The 22,574-nt window shown below is 71.1% G+C and carries 21 protein-coding genes; 9 read left to right on the top strand and 12 right to left on the bottom strand.

Going from position 1 to position 22,574, the window contains the following annotated elements; translation table 11 throughout:
• Window positions 1-9: 9 nt before the first annotated feature.
• The 8 genes from MRBLWS13_RS12050 to MRBLWS13_RS12015 all read right to left on the bottom strand — a co-directional run bounded on the left by MRBLWS13_RS12050 (window position 10) and on the right by MRBLWS13_RS12015 (window position 8,903).
• Complete coding sequence (locus MRBLWS13_RS12050) at window positions 10-897, bottom strand: ABC transporter ATP-binding protein (protein ID WP_349425614.1); 888 nt, start codon at window positions 895-897, stop codon at window positions 10-12.
• A 1-nt stretch (window position 898) separates the two neighbouring features.
• Window positions 899-1,969: an ABC transporter substrate-binding protein gene (locus MRBLWS13_RS12045; RefSeq protein WP_349425613.1), complete on the bottom strand. Its 1,071-nt coding sequence runs from the start codon at window positions 1,967-1,969 to the stop codon at window positions 899-901.
• Window positions 1,970-2,023: 54 nt separating this feature from the next.
• Entirely contained in the window at window positions 2,024-3,415 is a 1,392-nt protein-coding gene (locus tag MRBLWS13_RS12040) for a GTP-binding protein (RefSeq protein ID WP_349425612.1), read from the bottom strand.
• On the bottom strand, window positions 3,416-4,378 hold the full coding sequence (gene cysD / locus MRBLWS13_RS12035; protein WP_349425611.1) for a sulfate adenylyltransferase subunit CysD: 963 nt from the start codon (window positions 4,376-4,378) through the stop codon (window positions 3,416-3,418). It abuts the gene before it with no gap.
• Complete coding sequence (locus MRBLWS13_RS12030; protein WP_349425610.1) at window positions 4,375-5,118, bottom strand: phosphoadenylyl-sulfate reductase; 744 nt, start codon at window positions 5,116-5,118, stop codon at window positions 4,375-4,377. Before MRBLWS13_RS12030 ends, cysD begins: the two co-directional genes overlap by 4 nt.
• A 127-nt stretch (window positions 5,119-5,245) precedes the next feature.
• Window positions 5,246-6,967 (bottom strand): nitrite/sulfite reductase, encoded by a 1,722-nt coding sequence (locus tag MRBLWS13_RS12025; protein WP_349429047.1) that lies wholly within the window; start codon window positions 6,965-6,967, stop codon window positions 5,246-5,248.
• Window positions 6,968-7,131: 164 nt separating this feature from the next.
• Window positions 7,132-7,839 (bottom strand): CbiX/SirB N-terminal domain-containing protein, encoded by a 708-nt coding sequence (locus tag MRBLWS13_RS12020; RefSeq protein ID WP_349425609.1) that lies wholly within the window; start codon window positions 7,837-7,839, stop codon window positions 7,132-7,134.
• Between the two features lie 125 nt (window positions 7,840-7,964).
• Window positions 7,965-8,903: a hypothetical protein gene (locus MRBLWS13_RS12015; protein ID WP_349425608.1), complete on the bottom strand. Its 939-nt coding sequence runs from the start codon at window positions 8,901-8,903 to the stop codon at window positions 7,965-7,967.
• A gap of 121 nt (window positions 8,904-9,024) precedes the next feature.
• Between MRBLWS13_RS12015 and MRBLWS13_RS12010 the strand changes: the two genes are divergently transcribed.
• Entirely contained in the window at window positions 9,025-9,729 is a 705-nt protein-coding gene (locus MRBLWS13_RS12010; protein WP_349425607.1) for a MarR family winged helix-turn-helix transcriptional regulator, read from the top strand.
• 92 nt (window positions 9,730-9,821) lie between these two features.
• Here MRBLWS13_RS12010 and MRBLWS13_RS12005 read toward each other — a convergent pair whose 3' ends face one another.
• The 3 genes from MRBLWS13_RS12005 to MRBLWS13_RS11995 form a co-directional block, all read right to left on the bottom strand.
• The gene (locus MRBLWS13_RS12005; protein ID WP_349425606.1) at window positions 9,822-11,876 is read right to left on the bottom strand and encodes a substrate-binding domain-containing protein; all 2,055 of its coding nucleotides are present in this window, start codon (window positions 11,874-11,876) and stop codon (window positions 9,822-9,824) included.
• Window positions 11,877-11,996: 120 nt separating this feature from the next.
• Window positions 11,997-12,569 (bottom strand): hypothetical protein, encoded by a 573-nt coding sequence (locus tag MRBLWS13_RS12000; protein WP_349425605.1) that lies wholly within the window; start codon window positions 12,567-12,569, stop codon window positions 11,997-11,999.
• Window positions 12,570-12,697: 128 nt separating this feature from the next.
• Complete coding sequence (locus MRBLWS13_RS11995; protein ID WP_349425604.1) at window positions 12,698-14,200, bottom strand: MFS transporter; 1,503 nt, start codon at window positions 14,198-14,200, stop codon at window positions 12,698-12,700.
• 84 nt (window positions 14,201-14,284) lie between these two features.
• On the opposite strand from MRBLWS13_RS11995, the gene MRBLWS13_RS11990 reads away from it, so the two are divergent.
• The 6 genes from MRBLWS13_RS11990 to MRBLWS13_RS11965 all read left to right on the top strand — a co-directional run bounded on the left by MRBLWS13_RS11990 (window position 14,285) and on the right by MRBLWS13_RS11965 (window position 20,949).
• Window positions 14,285-15,868, top strand: coding sequence for an MFS transporter (locus MRBLWS13_RS11990; RefSeq protein ID WP_349425603.1), 1,584 nt, complete (start codon window positions 14,285-14,287; stop codon window positions 15,866-15,868).
• A gap of 205 nt (window positions 15,869-16,073) precedes the next feature.
• Entirely contained in the window at window positions 16,074-16,667 is a 594-nt protein-coding gene (locus MRBLWS13_RS11985; protein ID WP_349425602.1) for a peptidase M23, read from the top strand.
• 190 nt (window positions 16,668-16,857) lie between these two features.
• Entirely contained in the window at window positions 16,858-18,753 is a 1,896-nt protein-coding gene (gene dnaK / locus MRBLWS13_RS11980; protein WP_349425601.1) for a molecular chaperone DnaK, read from the top strand.
• Window positions 18,754-18,755: 2 nt separating this feature from the next.
• Entirely contained in the window at window positions 18,756-19,385 is a 630-nt protein-coding gene (locus MRBLWS13_RS11975) for a nucleotide exchange factor GrpE (RefSeq protein WP_349425600.1), read from the top strand.
• Window positions 19,386-19,399: 14 nt separating this feature from the next.
• Window positions 19,400-20,395 carry a DnaJ C-terminal domain-containing protein gene (locus MRBLWS13_RS11970; protein WP_349425599.1) on the top strand — a complete coding sequence of 332 codons (996 nt, stop codon included), beginning with the start codon at window positions 19,400-19,402 and terminating at the stop codon, window positions 20,393-20,395.
• Between the two features lie 80 nt (window positions 20,396-20,475).
• Window positions 20,476-20,949, top strand: coding sequence for a MerR family transcriptional regulator (locus tag MRBLWS13_RS11965; protein ID WP_349425598.1), 474 nt, complete (start codon window positions 20,476-20,478; stop codon window positions 20,947-20,949).
• A 4-nt stretch (window positions 20,950-20,953) separates the two neighbouring features.
• Here MRBLWS13_RS11965 and MRBLWS13_RS11960 read toward each other — a convergent pair whose 3' ends face one another.
• Window positions 20,954-21,151 (bottom strand): hypothetical protein, encoded by a 198-nt coding sequence (locus MRBLWS13_RS11960; RefSeq protein WP_349429046.1) that lies wholly within the window; start codon window positions 21,149-21,151, stop codon window positions 20,954-20,956.
• A 43-nt stretch (window positions 21,152-21,194) separates the two neighbouring features.
• Between MRBLWS13_RS11960 and MRBLWS13_RS11955 the strand changes: the two genes are divergently transcribed.
• Both MRBLWS13_RS11955 and MRBLWS13_RS11950 read left to right on the top strand, forming a co-directional pair.
• Complete coding sequence (locus MRBLWS13_RS11955) at window positions 21,195-21,560, top strand: dihydrofolate reductase family protein (protein WP_349425597.1); 366 nt, start codon at window positions 21,195-21,197, stop codon at window positions 21,558-21,560.
• Window positions 21,561-21,641: 81 nt separating this feature from the next.
• Window positions 21,642-22,514, top strand: coding sequence for a hypothetical protein (locus MRBLWS13_RS11950; protein ID WP_349425596.1), 873 nt, complete (start codon window positions 21,642-21,644; stop codon window positions 22,512-22,514).
• The last annotated feature ends 60 nt before the right edge of the window (window positions 22,515-22,574 follow it).

Genomic DNA, 22,574 nt, shown 5'->3' with positions numbered 1-22,574 from the left:
CGGACTGTGTCACGCGGCATTGCGGCGGATCTCCTTCCGCAGCTGGTCGGTGATCTCCACCGACAGGGCGGCGACCTCGGGCGACTCGATGCGGCGGCCCGTGGTCTTCGCGATGGTCCACTCCTGCACGATGCGGCCGGGGCGGCTTCCCATGAGCACGACGCGCTGGCCGAGCCGCGCGGCCTCGCGCACGTTGTGCGTGACGAACACGATGGTGCGGCCGGTGGCTCGCCAGACGCGCTCGAGCTCCTCGTGCAGCAGGTCGCGGGTGATCGCGTCGAGCGCAGCGAAGGGCTCGTCCATGAGCAGCACCGGGCGGTCCTGGGCCAGAGCCCGGGCCAGAGCCACGCGCTGGCGCATTCCGCCCGACAGCTCGTGCGGGCGCTTCTCGGCCGCGTCCGCCAGGTTCACGGCATCCAGCAGCGTCAGCGCCTTCTCGCGCCGCTCGCCGCGGGGGACGCCGCGCAGGCGCAGCGCCAGCTCGACGTTGCGGCGCGCGGTGAGCCACGGCATGAGCGCCGACTCCTGGAACATCACGGCCGCACCCTCGGCGGGCGTGTCGATGCGCCCGGCGGTGGGCTTGTCGAGGTCCGCGATGAGGTTGAGGAGCGTCGACTTGCCGCAGCCGGAGGCGCCCAGGAGGCACACGAACTCGCCCGGCGCGATGTCGAGCGACACGTCCTCGAGCACGACGGGCCCGGTGCCGAAGCGCTTGGAGACGCCGTCGATCCGCACCGCGGGTGCGGGCGCGGGTGCCGCTGCGGGCACGGGGGTGACGCTGTCGAAGCTGGGGCCGAGAGGACTGCGGGGCGTCGCGCGGGTCTGCTGTTGGGCCTGCACGCCCGCCACCGGGGTCGCCTGCGCGGCCCCGGAGGCGGATGCGGGAGCGGTGCTCATGTCAGTCCTCGCCGAGCCCTGATGCCGAGACGGTGTCTTCACCCTCGGCCGCGAGCTGCTTGTTCAGGAGGCGCAGATCGAAGAGCCCGTGGATCGAGCCCTCCTTCTGGGTGCCCGCTTCGATGCCGTTCTCGACGAGCGTCTCGAACGTGTCGGCATGGGGGTCGACCGAGAACGTCACGTGCCCGAGCGCCCGCTCGATCACGGCGTCGTCCAGCGGCTTGCCGGTCTCCTTCTCGATCGCGCCGTTGATGACGGCCGGCGCCTCGTCGGGGTTGTCGGCGATCCACCGCACGGCTGCCTCGTGGCCCTTCAGTAGGGCGGCGACCACGTCGGGGTGGTCGTCGAGGAACTCCTTGCGCACGAGGAGCACGGTGGTCGGGAACTCGCCGTCCTCCCAAAGCTCGGCCTCGTCCTGCAGCACGTGCGCGCCGGCATCGAGGACCAGGCGCGACACCCACGGCTCGGGCAGCCACGCGCCGTCGAGCTCGCCCTGCTGGAAGAGGGTGAGGGTCTGCGCGTTCTCGGTGGGCGTGACCTGCACGTCGCCGCCGCCGGAGGTGTCGGTCTGGAAGCCCTCGTCGGCCAGCCACGTGCGCAGCGCGACGTCCTGCGTGTTGCCCAACTGAGGTGACGCGAGCGTCGTGCCGGCGAGGTCGTCCGGCGAGTCGATGCCCTCGCGCACGACGAGCGCCGCGCCGCCGGTGGCGGCTCCCGCGACGATGCGCGCCGACGCGCCGCCCGACTGGATGAACGTGTTGATCGACGGGTTCGGGCCGATGTACGTGGCATCGATCGCGCCGGCCGAGAGGGCCTCGATGGCGGCGGGGCCGGCATTGAACACCTGGGTGGTGACGTCGACGTCGCCGAGCGCGTCCTTGAACAGACCCTCTTCGAGTCCGACCAGCGAGGGAGCGTGGGTGACGTTGGCGAAGTAGCCGAGGCGCACCTCGTCCACCGGCGCGGAGGTCTCGCCGCTGCCGGGGTCCGCCGCAGCGGAGGCGCACCCGGCCATCATGCCCGCCACGAGTCCCAGGGTTGTGATTGCGGTCGCGGTGCGGATTGTGTTCACGGTGTCGCCTCCTTCGGTTCGGATGTTGCTCGGTTGGGGGGTGCGCGCGACCGGTCAGTCGCGCACGATGCCGGCGGCGAGTGTGGCGCCGTCGGACGGATGGATCACGAGGAACGAGCCCCCGTGGCGGCTGGTGCGGTACGGCTCGAGCGGCAGGTCTGCCGCCACCCGCAGCCGCACGCGGCCGATGTCGTTGGTCTCGAGCGTCTGCGCGGGCTCGTGCGTGAGCGCGTCGAGGTCGTAGCGCGACTCGATCTGCGCGACGATGGCCTGCACCGTCGCGGTGCCGTGCTTGACGAGGACACGGATGCCGGGGGTCAGCGCCCGCCCATCGAGCTGGAACAGCTCGGCGTCGAACTCGCGTCGGGGCGCCGGCAGCGAGCCGGCCGCGACCACGAGTGCACCGCGTGCGGTGTCGATGTCGTCCTCGAACTCGAGCGAGACCGACTGCGGGGCGGTCGCCTCTTGGACCTCGGTGCCGGCGGAGCGGATGCCGGTGACCGTGGTCTCCCGCCCGGAGGGGAACACCTCCACCCGGTCGCCCACGCGCACGACGCCGCTCGAGATACGGCCCGCGACCGCGCGGTAGTCGCGCAGGCGCTCCGCCTCGGCCTCGTCGATGCCGGGTGCCAGGCCGCCCTGCGGGCGCAGCACGAGCTGCACCGGAAGCCGCAGCGGCTCGAGCTCCTGCTCCAGCTCGTCGGTCGCGGGAAGGGTCTCGAGCAGCTCGAGCAGCGCCGGGCCGTCGTACCAGGGCGTGCGGTCCGAGCGGTCGACGATGTTGTCGCCCTCGAGCGCCGACACGGGCAGCACGTGCAGATCCTCGATGCCGAGCTCGGTCGCGACGGTGCTGGCCTCGGCGGCGACGCCGGCGAAGGCATCGGCCGAGAAGCCGATCAGGTCGATCTTGTTGACCGCGACGATCACGTGGGGAACGCGCAGCAGCGCCACGACGGCGAGATGCCGCTTGGTCTGCTCGAGCACGCCCTTTCGGCCGTCGACGAGCACGATGACGGCGTCGGCGGTCGTCGCGCCGGTGACCATGTTGCGCGTGTACTGCACGTGGCCCGGGCAGTCCGCGAGCACGAACGATCGCGTGCCCGTCGAGAAGTAGCGGTAGGCGACGTCGATCGTGATGCCCTGCTCGCGCTCGGCGCGCAGGCCGTCGGTGAGGAGGGCGAAGTCGAAGTCGCCGTGCGCGAAGCCGCGGTCGGCGGACGTGCGGGCGACCTGCTCGAGCTGGTCGGCGAGGATCGCCTTCGAGTCGTGCAACAGCCGGCCGACCAGCGTCGACTTGCCGTCGTCGACCGATCCCGCGGTCGCGAACCGGAACAGCGTCGGCTCGCGCGTTTCGTCTCGTCGCTGCGCTCCTCGCTCAACGACCGGAGGGTTCTCGGTCGTTGAGCGAGCGAAGCGAGACGAAACGCTCTGAGTATCGAGAGACATTTAGAAGTACCCGTCCTTCTTGCGGTCCTCCATGGCCGCCTCGCTGAGGCGGTCGTCGGCGCGGGTCGCGCCGCGCTCGGTGAGGGTGGAGACGGCGACCTCGGCGACGATCGCGGCGAGGTCCGCGGCATCCGATTCCACCGCTCCGGTGCAGCTCATGTCGCCGACGGTGCGGTAGCGCACGGTGCGGCGTTCGACGTGCTCGTTCTCGCGGGGCGGCGAGAACGGGCCGACGGGGCGCCACATGCCGTCGCGGGCGTAGACGTCGCGCTCGTGTGCGAAGTACAGCGGCGGCAGCGCGATGCCCTCGCGCTCGATGTAGCGCCAGACGTCGAGCTCGGTCCAGTTCGAGATCGGGAACGCCCGCACGTGCTGGCCGGGCGTGTGGCGTCCGTTGTAGAGGCTCCAGAGCTCCGGGCGCTGGTTGCGCGGATCCCACTGCCCGAACTCGTCGCGCAACGAGATGATCCGCTCCTTGGCGCGGGCCTTGTCCTCGTCGCGGCGGGCGCCGCCGAACACGGCGTCGTGGCGGCCCGCGGCGATGGCGTCGAGCAGCGGCACCGTCTGCAGCGGGTTGCGGGTGCCGTCGGCGCGCTCCTGCAGGCGGCCGTCGTCGATGTAGTCCTGCACGCGGGCGACTTCCAGACGGATGCCGAGCCGCGCGACGGTCTCGTCGCGGAAGGCCAGCACCTCGGGAAAGTTGTGCCCGGTGTCGACGTGCAGCACGGGGAACGGCACGCGGCCCGGCGCGAAGGCCTTGGCCGCCAGGTGCAGCACGACGACCGAGTCCTTGCCGCCGGAGAACAGCAGCACAGGCCGCTCGAACTCGGCGACGACCTCGCGGATGACGTGGATCGCCTCGGCCTCGAGCAGGTCGAGGGTGCTGAGGCCGTCGGCGCGTTTCGTCTCGCTCGTTCCTCGAGCGAAGCGAGACGAAACGCCCTGAGATGTTTCGAGAGTCATTCGTGGAGTCCGCATTCGGTCTTCGAGAGCCCGGCCCAGCGGCCGGACCGGGGGTCTTCGCCGGCGGCGACCGGCTTCGTGCACGGTTCGCAGCCGATGGAGGGGTAGCCGAACCCGACGAGCAGGTTCACCGGCGCCTTGTGCGCGGTGGCGTAGGCGAGCACGTCGTCGAAGCTCCACGCTGCGACCGGGTTGACCTTGACGAGCCCGTTGCGCTCGTCCCACGTCACGAGGGGCGTGTTCGTGCGCGTGGGCGCCTCGTCGCGGCGGACGCCGGTGAACCACACCTCGTAGCCGCCCAGCGCGTCCTGCAGCGGGGCCACCTTGCGCCGGGCGCAGCACAGGCCCGGGTCGCGGGCGAAGAGCTGGGCGCCGAGCTCGGCGTCCTGCTCGGCGACGGTCTGGTCGGGGGTGATGTCGACGATCCGCACGTCGAGCGCACGCTGCACCTCGTCGCGCGTCGCGTAGGTCTCGGTGAAGTGGTAGCCGGTGTCGAGGAAGAGCACGTCGACGCCCGGCAACTGCTCGGCGACGAGGTGGGGGAGAGCGGCGTCGGCCATGGAGCAGGCGACCGCTGCGGCATCCGTTCCGAAGTTGCGCGCGACCCACGCGACCACCTCGGCGGCGGATGCCTCGTGGTCGGTGAGGCTGCCGAGCTCGAGGTTGCCCTGCTCGGCGAGGGCCTGCAGCTCTTCGCGCGTGCGCTTGACGGCGACGCGGGGGGCGAGGGAGACGGTCATACCTGAGCCTCCTCGTTGGTCCGGGGCGCTTCGTCTCGGTCGCTGGCGCTCCCTCGCTCAACGACCGAAGGGCCCCGGTCGTTGAGCGAGTGAGGAACGAGCGAGACGAACCGCGTTGCGGAGACGCTCACTGCAGCGCCTCTTCTTCGGCGCGGTGCGCCCACTGGGCGAACGTCTCGTCGGCCTCGCGGTCGGCGAGGAAGCGGGTCACGACGCGCTCGACGTAGTCGGCGATGCCGTCCGCGGCCACCTTGAGCCCGCGCACGGTGCGCCCGAGGCCCGGCTCGTCGCGGTCCTGCGAGGCGAGTCCGCCGCCGAGGTGCACCTGGTAGCCGGGCACCTGCTCGCCGTCGATGGTGACGAGCTGGCCCTTGAGTCCGATGTCGGCGGTCTGGATGCGTGCGCACGAGTTGGGGCATCCGTTGACGTGCAGGGCGATCGGATGTGGCAGCTCGAAGCCCTTGAGACGCTCTTCGAGGTCGAGCACGGCAGCGGTCGCGTTGACCTTCGTCTCGACGATCGCGAGCTTGCAGAACTCGATGCCGGTGCAGGCGATCGTGCCGCGGCGGATCAGGCTCGGTCGCGCCTGCAGCCCGAGGGCGTCGAGCTCGGCGACGAGCGGCTCGACGTTCTCGGCGGGGACGTCGAGGATGACGAGCTTCTGGTGCGGCGTGGTGCGCAGGCGGCTCGAGCCGTGCGCCTCGATGACGTCGGCGAGCTTCGCGAGCGTCGGGCCCGAGACGCGGCCGACGATGGGCGTGACGCCGACGTAGAAGCGTCCGTCCTTCTGCTCGTGCACGCCGACGTGGTCGCCGGGGGTCGCCGGCGTGGGGGCGGCGGGGCCGTCGGAGAGCGCATAGCCGAGGTACTCGTCCTGCAGCACCTGCCGGAACTTCTCCGTACCCCACTCGGCGAGCAGGAACTTCAGGCGCGCCTTGTTGCGCAGGCGCCGGTAGCCGTAGTCGCGGAAGATCTGGGCGACGCCGTGCCAGGCCTCCGCCACCTGATCGGGTCGCACGAACGTGCCGAGGCGCTCGCCGAGACGCGGGGTCGTCGACAGGCCGCCGCCGACCCACAGGTCGTAGCCGACGCCCAGCTCGGGGTGCTCGAGGGCGACGAACGCGACGTCGTTGATCTCGTGGACCACGTCCTGGCTGGGGTGCCCGGTGATCGCCGACTTGAACTTGCGGGGGAGGTTCGCGAGCGTCTCGTCGCCGATGAAGCGCGACGTGATCTCGTCGATCTGCGGCGTGGGGTCGATGAGCTCGTCGGCGGCGATGCCTGCCACGGGCGAGCCGAGCACGACGCGGGGCACGTCGCCGCACGCCTCGGTGGTCTGCAGGCCCACCGCCTCGAGGCGGCGCCAGATCTCGGGCACGTCCTCGACGCGGATCCAGTGCAGCTGGATGTTCTGGCGGTCGGTGATGTCGGCGGTGTCGCGGCCGAACTCGGTCGAGATGCCGGCGATCACGCGCAGCTGCGCGGTGGTCAACTGGCCGCCGTCGATGCGGACCCGCAGCATGAAGTACTCGTCTTCGAGCTCTTCGGGGGTCAGGGTCGCGGTGCGGCCGCCGTCGATCCCGGGCTTGCGCTGGGTGTACAGCCCCCACACGCGGAACCGGCCGTGCAGGTCGGTCGGGTCGATGGAGGCGAAGCCGCCCTTCGAGTAGGTCTGCTCGATGCGGTCGCGGACGCTCAGGCCGTTGTCGACCTGCTTCCACTCCTCGTTGCCGTTGAGCGGCGCGGTGCCGTCGATCTTCCACTGGCCGTTCGGCTTCGACGACGCCCGCGGCGGTCGCACGGCGGCGCGCGGGCGTTCCGACGCAGCGCGCGCTTCGGTTTCGCTGATGGTCACGGTGGCCTCCGGGGTGATCCCGGGCGTCCCCGGGCGGACTCTAACGAGTCCATTCCGTGAGGCTAGAAGCGACCGGGCCGAGGGCCTATCCGAACGTCAAGAGCCGTTAACCGGCGTAATGGGGCGTCACACAGTTGCGGGTGGACGCGTTCGTGGACTCAGTCCGATAAAGAGGCGACCGCGCGGTAGCGATCGACGACGATGTCGACCAGGGACACCGGCGGCTCGTCGTCGCCGAGCAGCGGCGGCGCCACGGGGGCACCGGCCGCCATCCGCACGGCGAGGTCGTGGAAGTAGCCCGGTGCGAGCAGGTAGTCCGCGACCACGGTGCGCGCGGCCGATGTCGCAGCGGCCTGCGCCACCGCGACGTCGAGCCGCGGGTCGGCGGCGGCGAGGAAGCCCACCGACACCTCGCGCCCGAGGCGTTCGCCGAGCATCCTCGCGGTGACGCGGCAGTCCTCGTTCGCGCGGTCGTCACTGGATCCCGCCACCGCGAGCACGAGAGCGTCGCCGGCCTCCGGCGCGAGCGGCGCGAGTCGTGCCACGAGAGCATCAACGAGCCGGGGGTCGGGGCCGAGTGCGGGGGCGATGACGATGCCCTTCCTGCCCGCGGTCTGCGCGATGAGATCGACGCGCACGTGGTACCCGGCCGACAGCAGCAGGGGCACGATCACGACCGGTGTGCCCTCCGGGATCGCGTCGAGGGATGCCGCCACATCGGGCTGCTGCACGTCGACGTGCCCGAGGCGCACTGTGACCTCCGGGAGGCGCCGTGCGACGGCATCCACCAGCCCCGCGACGGCCGCCTGCCCGGCGGGCGACGCCGTTCCGTGCGAGATGGCGAGGAGCGCGGGCGCGTTGGTCACCTGCCCATTTTGCCTTCCGCGTGTGACGCGCGCGTGACGCCGGGTCCGTGAAACCCTGCTCGCCCGTCACGAAGTGCGGCGTGCGGCCGCAGATCGTGACGGGCGAGCGGGGTGGATGCCGGGGGTCAGGCGGCGCCGGCCTCGCGGCCGCGGGTGAACCCGGCGTCGAAGCCGCGCTCGTACGCGCGCTGGGTGCGCGGGCCGTGACCGCGGTGGCCGTGGTGGCCGTGACCGTGGTCGCCCTGGTGGTGGGGACCGCCGTGGTGACGGTGGTCGCCGTGCTCGTCGCCCTCGTGGTCGTGATGGCTGTGGCCGGCGTGCGGGTGGTGGCCCGCGCAGCCGTGCTCACCGTAGCCGCGCATCGGCTCGTCGAAGCGCTCGGCCGGGTGGCCGTGGCGCCCGGGAGCGAAGCCGCGGTGGCGGTTGTGGCCGTAGCCGTCGTGGATGTCGGGATCGAACGGACGCGGACGCCCGCCGAAGCCCGGCCCCCAGCCCGGTCCGAAGCTGCGGCCGCGGAACTCGGGTCCGAAGCCCGGGGCGCCGCCGCGGCCGAAGCCGGGCCACCCGAACCCTCCGAACCCTCCGAAGCCGCGCCCACGGCCGGCGGAGTTCTCGTCCCAGCCGAACTCGCGGGCGACCGCCTCGAGGGAAGCGGTCAGCGCGGCGTACGCCTCGTCGTCGCCGACCGCGGCGACGACCCGTGACCGGATGCCGTCGACGACGGTGCCGATGCGCTCCTTCTCGGAGTGGCCGAGGTCGGTGAGGGCCCACGTTCCGTCGCCCTGCTCGACGACCCAGCCGCGCTCCTCGAGGCCGCGCAGGCGCTTGCCCTTGCGGGCCAGGCGCTCACGGAAGTCGGGGGCGTCGACGTCGCCCGAGAGCATGTTCAGCAGCATCCAGTCGCGGCGGGTGATGCCCTCGGCCTCGAGCGCCGTCGCGAACTCGCGCGTCAGCAGTGCGTCGACGGCTCGCAGCCAGGAGCCCAGCGGGCGGCGGTCGGTGGGGCGGGGAGCGCCGGTCTCGTTCTCGTTGTCGTTGTCTTCGTTGTCTGTGTTGTCGTTCATGTGTGAAGTCCTTCGGGGAGGGGCGGCGTGAGAAGCCGTCACGTTTTACATGTCGAAGTGCATGTACATGCAGTGTGACATGCAGTTGGGATGCATGTCAAGTCACATGTAAGTTGGACGCATGCCGTCCACCCCCGACGACCCGTCCGACGCCATCGCAGCCGCGCTCGCCCGGCTGCGCGGTCGACGTATGCCGCGCCCGCCGTGGGCCGAGGGAGCCGGGCCGCACGGCGGCGGGCCGCACTCCCACGGTCATGCCGGGCCCCACGGCGCTCATGGCCACGGCGGAGCGCACGGCGCCGGCGCCGATCACGGCGACGACGCCCCGGATCACGGGCACGGCGACGACATCCGAGGCTTCGCCGGCCGCGGTGGACGCGGCGGGCCGTGGGGGCGCGGTGGAGTCGTCCCGGGCTTCGGCGGGCCGCCCGGGTTCGGCGGACCGTCCCCCTGGGGCGGCGCCGGCCGCATCGGCGGACCCGCACGCCTGCGGCTGCTCGAGGCGCTGGCCGCGGCATCCCACCCGCTGTCGGTGGGCGAGATCGCCGACGCCGTCGGGGTCGATCAGCCCCGCGCGTCGCGGCTGGTGCAGCAGGCCGTCGAGCTCGAACTGGCTCGGCGGGAGGCCGACCCCGACGACGCGCGCCGCACCCGTGTGGCTCTGACGGATGCCGGCACCCGGCTCGTGCGCGGCTTCCGGGGCGAGCGGCGCGAAGCCATGGACGCAGCGCTCGCGGCCTTCACCGACGACGAGCGCGCCGAGCTCGCGCGTCTCCTCACCAAGCTCGCCGACTCCTGGCCCGGGGCGTCACCAACCGGTCGTTGAGCGAGGGAGCGCCAGCGGGCGAGACGAAACGCGCTGAGCGGTGCGAGACGGTCCGGGGCGTTTCGTCTCGCTCGTCCAGGCCGCTCCGCGGGTCAGAAGCTCGTGACGAGATCGCCGAGCACGGCCTCGAGCTTGGACGGGTCGGTCGCGTCGTAGTAGTGCGCGCCGGTCGCGCTCGAGATCGACTGCAGGGTCGCCACGTCCGCGTCGGCACCGTAGGCGAGTGTGAAGATGAGCACCGGTGTCGCGTGATGCATGTCCTTCAGGTTCGCGAGCATCTGATCGGCGCCGATGGTGGGGGCGTTGGGGGTGTCATTCTCGCCGTCGCTGAGCAGCACGATCGCGTTGATGTGGTCGCTCGTCCACGACGCCGCCTGCTGCGCGGCGAACGTGTCGACGGCCTGGTACAGAGGCGTGTCGCCCATCGAGCTGAGTCCGCCGAGGGCCCCGAGAAACCCGTCGCGCGACGTTCCGATGTCGGTGACCGGCGAGACCAGGCCCGGCAGCATCGCACCGTCCGGCCCCTGCGCGAACGCGGCGAGCCCGACGTCGTCGCCGGTGGTGAAGTGCCCGAGCGCCGCCTCGATGGCCTTGCGCGCCTGGGCGAGCTTCGTGTCGCCCGCGGGGATGGGCTCGTCCATCGACCCCGAGACGTCGAGCAGGAACAGCACGTTCGCGCGCTTGCGCACCTCGGGGAACGACGCCTGCACGGCCGTCACGACGTCGGCGGCGGGGAACGCGAGCGTGCCGCGCTGTGCGCCCTGGAGCTGGCCGACCTTCTCGACGCTCTCGTCGAGCGCGCGGTTGAGGTCGCGGTAGCCGGCGGCGCGCACGGCCGACTGGCCCTGCGCGGTGTGCGTGAACCGGATGAAGTCGGCGGCGGCCTCTGCCTCGACCGGATCGATCCATTCGCCGGTGAGGCGCATCACCGGGTTGTCGGCGGAGTAGTACCCGTCGGCGGGGTAGATGGGCACGAGCTGCTCCGACGGCGGCTCGCCCTGCGTGCGGGTGATGCCGTCACGGCTGGTGATGCCGCGGTTGTAGTCCCACACCGACTTCTCGTCGACGATGACCGCCGAGAGGAAGTCAGCGGTGGAACCGGATGCCTCGGCCTGGCGCGCGTGCCACAGGAAGTGCTCGGGCGTCGCCATGTAGTGGCTGGTCGCCGTCTCGTTCTGGTGCACCTGGGCCTCGACGCCGGGATCCTGCACCTGGGTGGCGGTGAGCTCGGCCAGCGAGCCTGCCGCCGTGCCGTAGGACGCGTACATCGCCGCCTCGCCCGAGGTCGCCATCAGCGGGCTGGTCTTGCCGAGCTTGAACGCGCCCCATTCGGGGTGGCCGAGACCGCTCCACAGGTCGGGGTCGCCGGCGGCCTCGAAGATGGCGCTCCACGTCGGGGCCTCGGCATCCCATCCGATGGTCTCGGCGAGGTTCTCGGGCATCGCGATCACGACGTCCGAGATGCCGACGCTCGTGCCCTCGGCGCGCAGGTTGGTGGCGCCCTGCGACTGGGCGACGTCGACCCAGGTGGAGGAATCCGGCAGCCACACGGTGGGCTTCTGGTCGTCGGGCAGGCTCGGGAACCCGGTGGCCACCACCGCGGCGGCGACGCCCGACTTGTCCTTCGTCGTCGTCACCGTCACGCACGAGCCGGCGACGTTGCGCGGCTGGCTGTTGTACGCGGCGGCAAGGCCCTCGACCATCTCCGCGTTCTCGAACGACGACAGGACGCTCACGGTGGCGCACGGCTGGGCGCCCGCAGTCGCGGCCGGCTCGTCCTGCGGGAACTCGATCGGCTCGACCACGGCGGGGGCTGCCGGCGCGGGGTCCTCCGCGACAGGCTCGGGCCCGGCGAAGTTCGAGACGATCGCATACGACACCGTGCTGATCGATCCCACCAGCACGACGATGCCGACGACGGTGGTCCAGATCAGCATCTGGCGGCGGCGCTTGCGGCGGTGCTCACGGCGCTGCTCGATCGCCGACGGCTTCGTCGGCTGAGGCGGCTTCGTCGCCGATCCGGCTGCGGAGAAGGGGGGAGTGGAAGCGGAGGGCGACGCTGCGGGAAGGGCAGCGGTCGCCGGTTGAGAGGACTGGCCGCGGCGGGGTCCGGGCGCGTCCTCGTCGCCGCGCGTGCGATCGCGCATGGGCATCCTCGAGGTCGATGCGGCCGTGAGGCCGGGCGGGGGGTCACCGGCCGGGTAGTCCGGTAAGGCTTGAGCCTAACCCCCTCGCGGTTGCGAGGCGAGGGTGAGGATGCCGAGAGATCACCGTGAGGCGGTGTTCAGCATCCCGATCAGCACCGCGGTCCACCACGCCGACTGCGACACGACCGCGCTCCAGGCGCACCAGGCCTGGAGCCTCCGGGGGAGCGCCGCGAACCGCACGCCGCTGGGGAGCCGGGCGAGTTCGTCGGTCAGTCGCGTCATCCCGACCCCGTTCATCGCCGCGACGAGCACGGCGATCATCTTGATCGCCGTGAGCGGCTGGCCGAGGTCCGGCTGCAGGAACGCGCCGGTCCCGAGCAGCCCCACGATGCCGAGCCACGCGAGCCCGCTCACCGTGCGCTCGACGCGGCGGAGGTCGTCGAGACCGGCGCGGCGCAGCATCCAGAGCAGTCCGCTCATCTCGAGGAGGACCGCGGCACCGAGCCCCACGATCACCGACGCGAGGTGGCCGAAGAGCGCAGGAGTGTGCAGCCACGCGGGGGGGACGACGGTCGTCCCGATCCACAGCGAGATGAGCATCGCCAGCAGAACGCCCCAGTACCCGACCGCGCGGCGATGACGCGCGGCGCGTCGGCGCTCGGCGAGTCGTCGGGGGGTGCGAGGGATCGACACGGTGCCTCTCGGGAATCGGCTGCAGCGCGGGAAGCGCGACGGCCCCCCAGTCGCACCGGTGAAATCTCACCGATTGCGAGGGTATCCGATGCGGCGGTGCTTCCGGCCGGTCGCGCGGACGCCGCGACTCAGCGCGGACTGCGCGCCGGCGCCGCGGCGATGTCCGCCGGCCTCACCTTCACCGGCAGCAGCAGGAGGAGTCCCACGAGCAGCACGATCACGATGCCGAGGATGCCGTAGTGCGTCGCGCCGAACCAGCCGATGAACGCGGCCCAGAGCAGCGGCGACAGGAAGCTCATCACGCGGCCGGTGGTGGCGTAGAGACCGAACACCTCACCCTGCATGCCGGCGGGGGTGACGCGGGCGAGCAGCGATCGGCTGGATGCCTGGGCGGGGCCGACCGCGGCCGACAGCAGGATGCCGCCCACCCAGAACACCGGCTTGCCGCCCTCGCGCAGGATGAAGACGAACAGCGCGCTCACGATGAGGATGGTGAGCGCCGTGATGATGACCGCGCGGGCTCCGAACCGGTCGTCGAGGCGGCCGGCGATGATCGTCGACACGCCGGCGACGAGGTTCAGCGCGATGCCGAACGCGATGACCTCGGTCGCGCTGAAGCCGAACGACACGGCGGCGAGCACTCCGCCGAAGGCGAAGACGCCGGCCAGGCCGTCGCGATAGACGGCGCTCGCGATCAGGAACCAGAACGTCGGCCGGTGCTCGCGGAAGAGGGCGACGATGTCGTGCACGAGCACCGCGTAGCCCTCGAAGAAGCCGACGCGCCGGCGGTCGGGGCTCGCCGGCGACTCGGGCACGAGGAAGACGAAGGGGAGCGCGAACAGCACGGTCCAGATCGCGGCGCCGACCGCGATGAGGCGGTACGCCAGCCCGTCCGACACGTCGAGCCCGAACCAGTCGAAGGTGTTGAGGACCACGACGAGAGCGAGGGCGAGGATGCCGCCGATGTACCCGAGTCCCCAGCCCAGACCGCTGACGCGGCCGATGGTCTTCGGAGTCGAGACCTGCACCAGCATCGCGTTGTAGTTGACGCCCGCGATCTCGGAGGCGACCGATCCGAGCGCGACGAGGATCGCTCCGAGCCAGAAGAACTGGGGCTCGGCGTAGACGAAGAAGAGAGCGAACTGCAGCAGCGCCAGCACGGCGGTCGCACCGACCACCCAGCGCTTCTTTGTGCCCGCCGCGTCGGCGCGCTGGCCGAGCACGGGCGCCAGCAGCAGGATCAGGATGCCGGCGGCGAAGGTGACCCAGCCGTACCACTCAGCGAGATCCGAGAGGGCGCCGCAGTACTCCGTCGCCGCGTCCGCCGCCCGCGAGCACACCATCTCGCCGTCGGCATTCTGCGCCGCGACGCCGGCGGGGAGGAACGCGTCCGACACCAGGTACAGCGATACGAAGACGAACGTCAGGATGACCGAGTTGAAGGGCTGCGTCGCCCAGTCCCACAGCGCCCAGGCGAACACCCGTCGCCGGGGGACCGGGGTCTCGTCCAGTCCGTCGGTGTTGAGCGCCGCCGTCGACAGGACGTGCTCCGGAGGGCTGCCCGCGCCGGGGGCGCCGGCGGGCTGCGCGGCAGCGCCGGGCTCGTCCGATCCGGGGGCGGGGGAGCTCATGTCGGTCACGGTAGGGCCCTTCGGTGAACGGCGGGTGCGCACTCACCGTAGCGCTCGAGGGGCGCCGGGTGGTTTGCTTCGTCCATGACTGGGGATACCCCGCCCGCGCCGGCCTTCAATGGGCGCCTCGCCATCCTTCTCGCGATGGCGATGTTCGTCCTCGTGGTCGACACCTCGATCATGAACGTGTCGATCTCGGCGGTGGTGACCGAGCTCGACACGACCGCCAGCGGCGTGCAGGGTGCGATCGCGCTCGAAGCCCTGGTGTCGGCCGCCTTCATCCTGCTCGGCGGCAAGACCGGCGACCTCATCGGCCGCAAGCTCGCCTACACCCTGGGCCTCCTCGGCTACGCGGTCGGCGCGGTGGCGATGACGTTCGCCCAGAGCCTGACCACCGTCATCATCTTCTGGGCGGTGATCGGCGGCATCGGCGCATCCCTCCTCCTGCCGTCGATGCAGTCGCTCATCCACGGCAACTTCGCCGGCGATCACCAGAAGCGCGTCTACGCGCTCGTGGGAGCGTCCGCGGCCATCGCGGCGGCGGTCGGCCCGCTGCTCGGCGGATTCATCACGACGTTCTGGTCGTACCGGGTCGCGTTCGCGCTCGAGGCCGTCATCATCGCCGTGGTGCTCCTGGGCCTCGGTCTCGTGAAGGACGTGAAGTACCACGGCGACCGCTCCATCGACCTCGTCGGCGCGGGGCTGTCGGTCGTCGGCATGGGCGGCGTCGTGCTCGGCATCCTCGTCTGGCAGGAGGGCGGCGGCTATGTCGGGCTCCTGATCGGCCTCGGCGTCGTCGCGCTCGGTGGTCTCGCGTGGTGGCTCAACGCGCGCAAGAAGAGGGGCAAGCCGGTGCTGCTCGACCCGGCGCTGTTCTCGTCGAAGCCGTTCCGTACGGGGGTGAGCGGGCAGCTCCTTCAGCAGATCGCGCTCGGCGGCACGATGATCGTCCTGCCGCTCTACCTGCAGATGGTGCTCGAGTACAACGCGCTGCAGGCGGGCCTGTCGATCGCACCGCTGTCGCTCAGCATGTTCGTGGTGGCGATCTGGGCGGGCCGGCGGGGCAAGGGGCGCCCGGCGAACCTCATCCTCAGGGGCTTCTCGCTCGCCCTCGTCGGTCTCGTCGCCATCGTGCCCCTCGTACCGATCGCCGACTCGGGCTGGTACCTCGCGGTGCCACTCATCATCGCCGGATCTGGCCTCGGCCTGCTCGTCTCGCAGCTCAACAACTACACCCTGTCGCCGATCTCCGACGAGCGGGTCAGCGAGGCCGCCGGAGTCAACTCGGCGGCAGGGTCTTTCGGGCTCTCCTTCGGTCTCGCGTTCGCCGGCGCCATCATGCTCGCGACCCTCGCCGCGTCGTTCACATCGCTCGCATACTCGAGCACGGTGCTGTCGGCGGACCAGCAGGAGCAGGTCGCGACCGTACTCGAGGAGGATGCCGAGCTGATGTCGAACACGGGCCTCGAAGAGCTCCTCGCAGACGAGCCCCCGGCCGCCGCCGCCGAGGTCGTCCGCATCAACACCGAAGCCCGCCACATCGCGCTGCAGGTCGCGCTGCTGATCCCCATCCTCGCTGCGCTGCTGGGCGCGCTGAACGCGTTCCGCATGCGGCGCCTGCCCGACCCGAAGCCGAACGAGGCCGCGGAGGGGACGATGCTCGGGTGAGCGGGCGGCTCCCAGGTGTGACTGCGAGACTTCCCCCATGGCGCGATCCGTCCCCTCACGAGCCGGCGCGCGCCGACCTGCTCCCGCGAAGAAGCGAAGCGCGTCGCGTCCCGTGCCGAGTGGCCGGCGCCGCTCCACCGCCGCGCGCCGGCGTGCGGCCGCAGTCCGTGCCCGGCGGCTGCGGTCGGCACTGATCGTCGCGATCGTGACCATCGCGATCGTCACGGTCGCGGGCATCGCCGCCGTCTTCACGGTCGTGGGCAGCGCCGCCCGCGGCTTCGGCGACTGCGCGAGCTTCGCCCTCGCCCCCGGTGGGGCCCCGGCATCCGTATCGCAATGGAACACGGAGCAGCTCGACAACGCCGCCGTCATCATGGGCGCGGGCAGCGACCTCGGCCTCTCGGCGCGCGACCAGGCGATCGGGGTCATGACCGCCATGGGGGAGTCGTCGCTGCGCAACCTCGACCACGGCGACTGGGAGACGAGCGGCGCCACCAATCCCGACGGCAGCCGCACCACCTCGGTCGGACTGTTCCAGCAGCAGGACAGCTGGGGCAGCCGTGAACAGCGCATGGACCCGTACACCGCGGCCACGCTGTTCTACCGCGCGATGGCGAAGGCCGTCCCCGACGCCGAGAGGCCGGCGCTGGCGCCGACCCTTGTCGCTCACCGCACCCAGGTCAACGCCGACCCGCAGCACTACGCGCGCTACTGGCCCGCCGCCGTCGGCGTCGTCGAGAAGCTGTCGGGCGTCGACACCGGGCTCTCCGACGCCGATCGCCTGCGCGAGTGCCGGTGAGAGCACTGAACGCGCCGCACGCCAACTTGAGCCGCGTCGTATCAACTTTGATTTGACGGATGCCGCACCCCGGGCGTATGGTTGAGCCATCGCGACTCAACCTCGACGACTGGGGTGGGGACGCGAGCAGACTTCCCATCGACCCCGGGCGCCGGCATCCGTTCTGCGTCCATATGAAGGAGAGATACACATGGCACGTGCTGTTGGAATCGACCTCGGTACGACCAACTCGGTCGTGAGCGTCCTCGAGGGCGGCGAGCCCAAGGTCATCGCGAACGCCGAGGGCTTCCGCACGACCCCGTCGGTCGTCGCATTCACCAAGGACGGCGAGGTGCTCGTCGGCGAGACCGCCAAGCGCCAGGCCGTCACCAACGTCGACCGCACCGTCTCGTCGGTCAAGCGCCACATGGGCACCGACTGGACGTTCGAGGTCGACGGCAAGAAGTGGACGCCGCAGGAGATCTCCGCGCGCATCCTCCAGAAGCTCAAGCGCGACGCCGAGCAGTACCTCGGCGACACGGTGACGGATGCCGTCATCACGGTCCCCGCCTACTTCAACGACGCCGAGCGCCAGGCCACCAAGGAGGCCGGCGAGATCGCGGGCCTCAACGTCCTGCGCATCATCAACGAGCCCACCGCGGCGGCGCTCGCGTACGGCCTGGACAAGGGCAAGGAGGACGAGCTCATCCTCGTCTTCGACCTGGGTGGCGGCACGTTCGACGTCTCGCTGCTCGAGGTGGGCAAGGACGACGACTTCTCGACGATCCAGGTGCGCTCGACGGCCGGTGACAACCGCCTCGGCGGCGACGACTGGGACCAGCGCCTCGTCGACTACTTCATCAAGCAGTTCAAGGACACGACCGGTGTCGACGTCTCGGGCGACAAGATCGCGCTGCAGCGCCTCAAGGAGGCCGCCGAGCAGGCGAAGAAGGAACTCTCGTCGTCGACCTCGACGAGCGTCAACCTGCCGTACCTGTCGCTGACCGACTCGGGCCCCGTGTCGCTGAGCGAGACGATCACGCGTGCCAAGTTCGAGGACCTCACCAAGGACCTGCTCGACCGCACCAAGAAGCCGTTCGAAGACGTGATCCGCGAGGCCGGCATCAAGGTCGCCGACATCGACCACGTCGTGCTCGTCGGCGGCTCGACCCGCATGCCCGCGGTGTCGGAGCTCGTCCAGCGCGAGGCCGGCAAGGAGCCCAACAAGGGCGTCAACCCGGACGAGGTCGTCGCCGTGGGCGCTGCCCTGCAGGCCGGCGTCCTCAAGGGCGAGCGCAAGGACGTCCTCCTGATCGACGTCACCCCCCTGAGCCTCGGCATCGAGACCAAGGGCGGCATCATGACGAAGCTCATCGAGCGCAACACCGCCATCCCGACCAAGCGCAGCGAGACCTTCACGACCGCCGATGACAACCAGCCGTCGGTCGCCATCCAGGTCTTCCAGGGCGAGCGCGAGTTCACCCGCGACAACAAGCCGCTGGGCACGTTCGAGCTGACCGGCATCGCGCCGGCTCCGCGCGGCATCCCGCAGGTCGAGGTCACCTTCGACATCGACGCGAACGGCATCGTCCACGTCTCGGCGAAGGACAAGGGCACCGGAAAGGAGCAGTCGATGACGATCACCGGTGGCTCGTCGCTGCCGAAGGACGACATCGAGCGCATGGTGCGCGAGGCCGAGGAGCACGCCGCCGAAGACAAGAAGCGCCGCGAGGCCGCCGAGGTGCGCAACCAGGCCGAGACCCTGTCGTACTCGATCGAGAAGCTCATCAAGGAGAACGACGACAAGCTTCCCGAAGACGTCAAGACCGAGGTCCAGGGCGACGTCGACGCGCTCAAGACCGCGCTCGCGGGCGAGGACGACGAGGCTGTGAAGACCGCGTTCGACAAGCTCAACCAGAGCCAGGGCAAGCTCGGCGAGGCGATCTACGCCTCCGGCCAGGCCGCTCAGTCGGCCCCGGATGGCGCGGCAGGTCCTGAGGCCGGTGACGCCCAGGGTGCGACGAACTCCGACGAGGATGTCGTCGACGCCGAGGTCATCGACGAAGACGAAGAGAACTCTTCGGCAAGCTCAGGGGAGTCGAAGTAACCATGGCCGACAAGGACCACGACCCCACGCCCGGCTCGGGAGCCGGCGACGAGGAAGAGGTCCGTCCTGACGAGGAGGGGTCGGAGGCACAGGCCTCCGGCCCCGTCCCGCAGGACGGAGAAGAGCCGGACGAGGGCGACGAGCTGACGGTGGACGACATCCTCGGCTCGGCGCAGAACGCCGACGCCGCGGCCGAGGACGCCGTGCTGGCCGACCTCGAGTCGGCGCTGCTGAACGACCTCAAGCGGCTGCAGGCGGAGTATGCCAACTATCGCCGTCGCACCGAGGAGCAGCGCGAGGTCGAGATCGAGCGCGCCCAGGGCGCGGTCGCGAAGGGCCTGCTGCCGGTGCTCGACGACCTCGACCGCGCTGAGAAGCACGGGGACCTCGAAGAGGGCTCGCCGTTCGCCGCGATCGCCGTGAAGCTGCGCGGCGTCGCCGAGCGCATGGGGCTGACCACCTACGGCGCAGCCGGAGAGGTCTTCGATCCGCAGCACCACGAGGCGATCTTCCAGGTGCCGACGCCCGGCGCGACCGAGACCACGATCCTCGAGGTCGTCGAGATCGGCTACCGCCTCGGCTCGGTGGAGCTGCGTCCGGCGAAGGTCGTCGTCGCGGTTCCTGCCGACTAGCCCGAAGGAGCACGATGGCCAGTCAGGACTGGTTCGACAAGGACTTCTACTCGGTGCTCGGCGTCTCGAAGGACGTCAGCGAGGCTGACCTCAAGAAGACGTACCGCAAGCTCGCGCGGAAGTACCACCCCGACTCCAATCAGGGTGACGCTGCCGCCGAAGCGAAGTTCAAGGAGGTCAGCGAGGCGTACTCGGTGCTCTCCGATGCGGAGCAGCGCAAGGAGTACGACCAGATCCGCGCGATGGGCTCGGGTGCCCGCTTCACCGCGGGCGGCCAGGGCGGAGCAGGCGGCTTCGAAGACGTCTTCTCGATGTTCAATCAGGGCCGCGGCGCGCGGTACCAGAACGCCGAGGACTTCGACGACATCTTCGCGATGTTCAACCAGCAGCAGGGTGCGGGCTTCGGCACGGGCCGGTTCGGGCAGTCGACCGGCGGTTTCCGCGGCTACGGCGGCCCGACTCGCGGGGCTGACGTCACGGCACGCACGACGATCGACTTCGTCACGGCGACCAAGGGCGAGACCATCTCGCTGCAGGGTGAGGACGGCAAGCCGTTCAAGGTGAAGATCCCCGCCGGGGTGTCGGACGGGCAGAAGATCCGTCTGCGCGGTCGCGGCCGCCCGTCGCCCGACGGCGGAGAGAACGGCGACATCGTCGTGCAGGTCGCGGTGCGCCCGCATCCGGTGTTCACCCGCGACGGGCTCAACCTGCGCGTCACCGTGCCGGTCACGTTCACCGAGGCGGCGCTCGGCGCCACCATCGAGGTGCCCACGCTCGGAGGCGACCCGGTGCGGCTGCGCGTCGCGCCGGGCACGCCGTCCGGCCGCGTGCTGCGCGTCAAGGGGAGGGGCGTCGAGACCGCCAAGGGCACCGGCGATCTCCTCGCCGAGGTGCAGGTCGCGGTGCCCTCGCACCTCGACGACGCCGCCCGCGAGGCGCTCGAGCGCTTCCAGAGCCTCGAGCCCAAGGAGAACCCGCGCGCCGACCTCATGGCGAAGGCGCAGGGCTGAAATCATGGTGAAGTCGGTCGTTGAGCGGCCACGTTCGTCGCTCGCTCAACGACCGGGTGTGTGAGAAGGAGGTGAGGGGCATGGCTGAACCGCACGACATCGACGAGGATGCCCCCATCTTTGCGATCGCCGTCGCCGCCGAGCTGTCGGGCATGCACCCGCAGACCCTCCGCCAGTACGACCGGCTGGGCCTCGTCGTGCCCGCCCGCACCCAGGGCGGTTCACGGCGGTACTCGCTCCGGCACGTCGAGCAGCTGCGCGAAGTCGCCCGCATGTCGGCGGACGGCATCGGACTGCCCGCCATCGTGCGGATCCTGGAGCTCGAGAACCGTGTGCAGGAGCTGCACGGTCGCGTGCGCGACCTCGAGGACCGCATGCGCGCCGAGCTCGAGAAGCGTCCCGGTGCCCGGGTCTTCGCCGCCGGCTCGACCGGCAACGTCGTGACGCTGCGGCACGGCACTCGCGCACGGCGGGCGACGGAGGTCGTCGTGTGGCGACCCCGCACGCCGATCGCGCCGGCCGCCGAGGACCGCGAGCAGTCCGCAGGCGACTGACGCGCTACGCCGCCTCGCCGTCCGCGGTGTGAAGTCGGTCGAGCAGGAAGGCGTGCGTCTCGGCATCTGCGGCAGCCACCAGGCCGTGGTCGCCGGTGTGCAGCTCGTCGCCGGCGAGGTTGGTGACCACCGCGCCCGCCGCACGGCACAGCGCGATCCCGGCCGTCCAGTGGACGCTGCCGCGCAGATCGCCCCCGGTGATGTAGCCGGCCTGCTGGCCGGTGGCGACCCACGCGAGAGCCAGCGTGGTCGATAGCTACGGCGGCGCCTGGTCGGGAACGGAGTTCATCCTGACGCATCGTCCTCACGAGATCGCGGTCGACGCCTCCATCGTCGCGGTGAACTGCACCGTCGTCGAGGCGATCCGCCGGGCGCAGGAGATAGCAGGCGACAAGGACGTGCAGATCATCAGCGCAGACATCGCCCGCCAGGCCCTCGAGCACGACCTCATCGACGAGCTGCAGGTCTTCGTCGCGCCGGTGTTCCTCGGCGACGGCACCCGCATCTTCGATGTCCCCGGCGGGCGCCGCTATGACTGGGAGCTGGTCGAGATCTACGAGGGCGCAGAGCGCAGCTTCGGCCGGACGTACCGGCCGAAGCGCGTCGACTGACGCTGCCCTCCTCTCTGCACTCTCCCCAGGTTCGCCGCTCCTCCTCACAGGCGCCGGCCGGATGGTGGCACGATGCAAGGGATGGACACTGCCACCCTCGACGAGCTGCGCGCACTCCGGGCCCGCGCGTACGGTCCCTCGGCGGATATCGACCAGGACCCGGCCGCGCTGAGACGACTGCACGAACTCGAGGCTCGCCAGCGGCCGGGGGCGGCGTCCGACGCGCCCGCACTGGTCCACACGCCTGCCGCGCCGGCCGAGGACGAGTCGGCAGCGGCGAGAGCCGAACCGGCGGCGCGGGCCGAGCCTGCGTCCCCCCGGGTTCCCGCGCCGCAGCCGACGCCGCCGCCGCGACACGTCGAAGGCCACGGAGCGTCGCCGTCAGGCGAGCACCTCGTGGCAGAGGCGGACTCGACGTCCACCAGCGCCGATCCCGCGCCACCGAAGGGCGGCCTGCGCCTGCGCACGCGACTGCTGTGGGTGCTGTCGGTGGTTGTGGCCGCCACGGTCGCAGCCGGAGTCACCTATGCGATCACATCGATGGCTCCCGTCTCGGTCTCCAGCGGTGCCGAGCAGATCGCCACCCTCGAGCCCGACACGCTGGTGGACGTGCCCGCGGGCTGGTTCGGCGCCGGGCTGAGCTCGGCCGCCTACGAGTACTACGGACTCACTCTCTTCGAGGCCGCCGGCGGCTTCAGCTCCGCCGGAAACGGAACCGACTGCTTCACGATCGTCGCGACGGACCAGCTGCCCGCCGACGACGCCGACACGAACTCCTGGTCGATGAACGGACCGATCTACTCCGGCTGTCGGGTGGGCGTCTTCCCCGCCACCGTGCAGTTCGCGATCGACAGCAACAGCCCCGAAGAGCTGCGTGCGCGCTTCCCCGACGGCAGCGCACTGCAGTTCGTCCGCGACGGCGATCGCATCGGGGTGTTCCACTCCAGCGAATAGGCGGTCTGCGTTCGTGGGCAACGGCGCATGCGCGCTGATCCGCGGCGAGGGCGGGCACGC

The sequence above is a fragment of the Microbacterium sp. LWS13-1.2 genome, assembly GCF_040144835.1.
Taxonomy (GTDB): Bacteria; Actinomycetota; Actinomycetes; order Actinomycetales; family Microbacteriaceae; genus Microbacterium.
Note: the sequence above shows the minus strand (reverse complement) of the source record. Positions and strands in the feature narration are given on the sequence as shown.

Bases quoted from the DNA above. Each gene is read 5' to 3' on its own strand.
- cysD (WP_349425611.1), bottom strand. From the start codon at position 4,378: ATGACTCTCGAAACATCTCAGGGCGTTTCGTCTCGCTTCGCTCGAGGA.
- MRBLWS13_RS12040 (WP_349425612.1), bottom strand. From the start codon at position 3,415: ATGTCTCTCGATACTCAGAGCGTTTCGTCTCGCTTCGCTCGCTCAACG.
- MRBLWS13_RS12015 (WP_349425608.1), bottom strand. From the start codon at position 8,903: ATGAACGACAACACAGACAACGAAGACAACGACAACGAGAACGAGACC.
- MRBLWS13_RS11995 (WP_349425604.1), bottom strand. From the start codon at position 14,200: ATGAGCTCCCCCGCCCCCGGATCGGACGAGCCCGGCGCTGCCGCGCAG.
- MRBLWS13_RS12030 (WP_349425610.1), bottom strand. From the start codon at position 5,118: ATGACCGTCTCCCTCGCCCCCCGCGTCGCCGTCAAGCGCACGCGCGAA.
- MRBLWS13_RS12010 (WP_349425607.1), top strand. From the start codon at position 9,025: ATGCCGTCCACCCCCGACGACCCGTCCGACGCCATCGCAGCCGCGCTC.
- dnaK (WP_349425601.1), top strand. From the start codon at position 16,858: ATGGCACGTGCTGTTGGAATCGACCTCGGTACGACCAACTCGGTCGTG.
- MRBLWS13_RS12050 (WP_349425614.1), bottom strand. From the start codon at position 897: ATGAGCACCGCTCCCGCATCCGCCTCCGGGGCCGCGCAGGCGACCCCG.
- MRBLWS13_RS11950 (WP_349425596.1), top strand. From the start codon at position 21,642: ATGGACACTGCCACCCTCGACGAGCTGCGCGCACTCCGGGCCCGCGCG.
- MRBLWS13_RS12005 (WP_349425606.1), bottom strand. From the start codon at position 11,876: ATGCGCGATCGCACGCGCGGCGACGAGGACGCGCCCGGACCCCGCCGC.
- MRBLWS13_RS11990 (WP_349425603.1), top strand. From the start codon at position 14,285: ATGACTGGGGATACCCCGCCCGCGCCGGCCTTCAATGGGCGCCTCGCC.
- MRBLWS13_RS11965 (WP_349425598.1), top strand. From the start codon at position 20,476: ATGGCTGAACCGCACGACATCGACGAGGATGCCCCCATCTTTGCGATC.
- MRBLWS13_RS11970 (WP_349425599.1), top strand. From the start codon at position 19,400: ATGGCCAGTCAGGACTGGTTCGACAAGGACTTCTACTCGGTGCTCGGC.
- MRBLWS13_RS11975 (WP_349425600.1), top strand. From the start codon at position 18,756: ATGGCCGACAAGGACCACGACCCCACGCCCGGCTCGGGAGCCGGCGAC.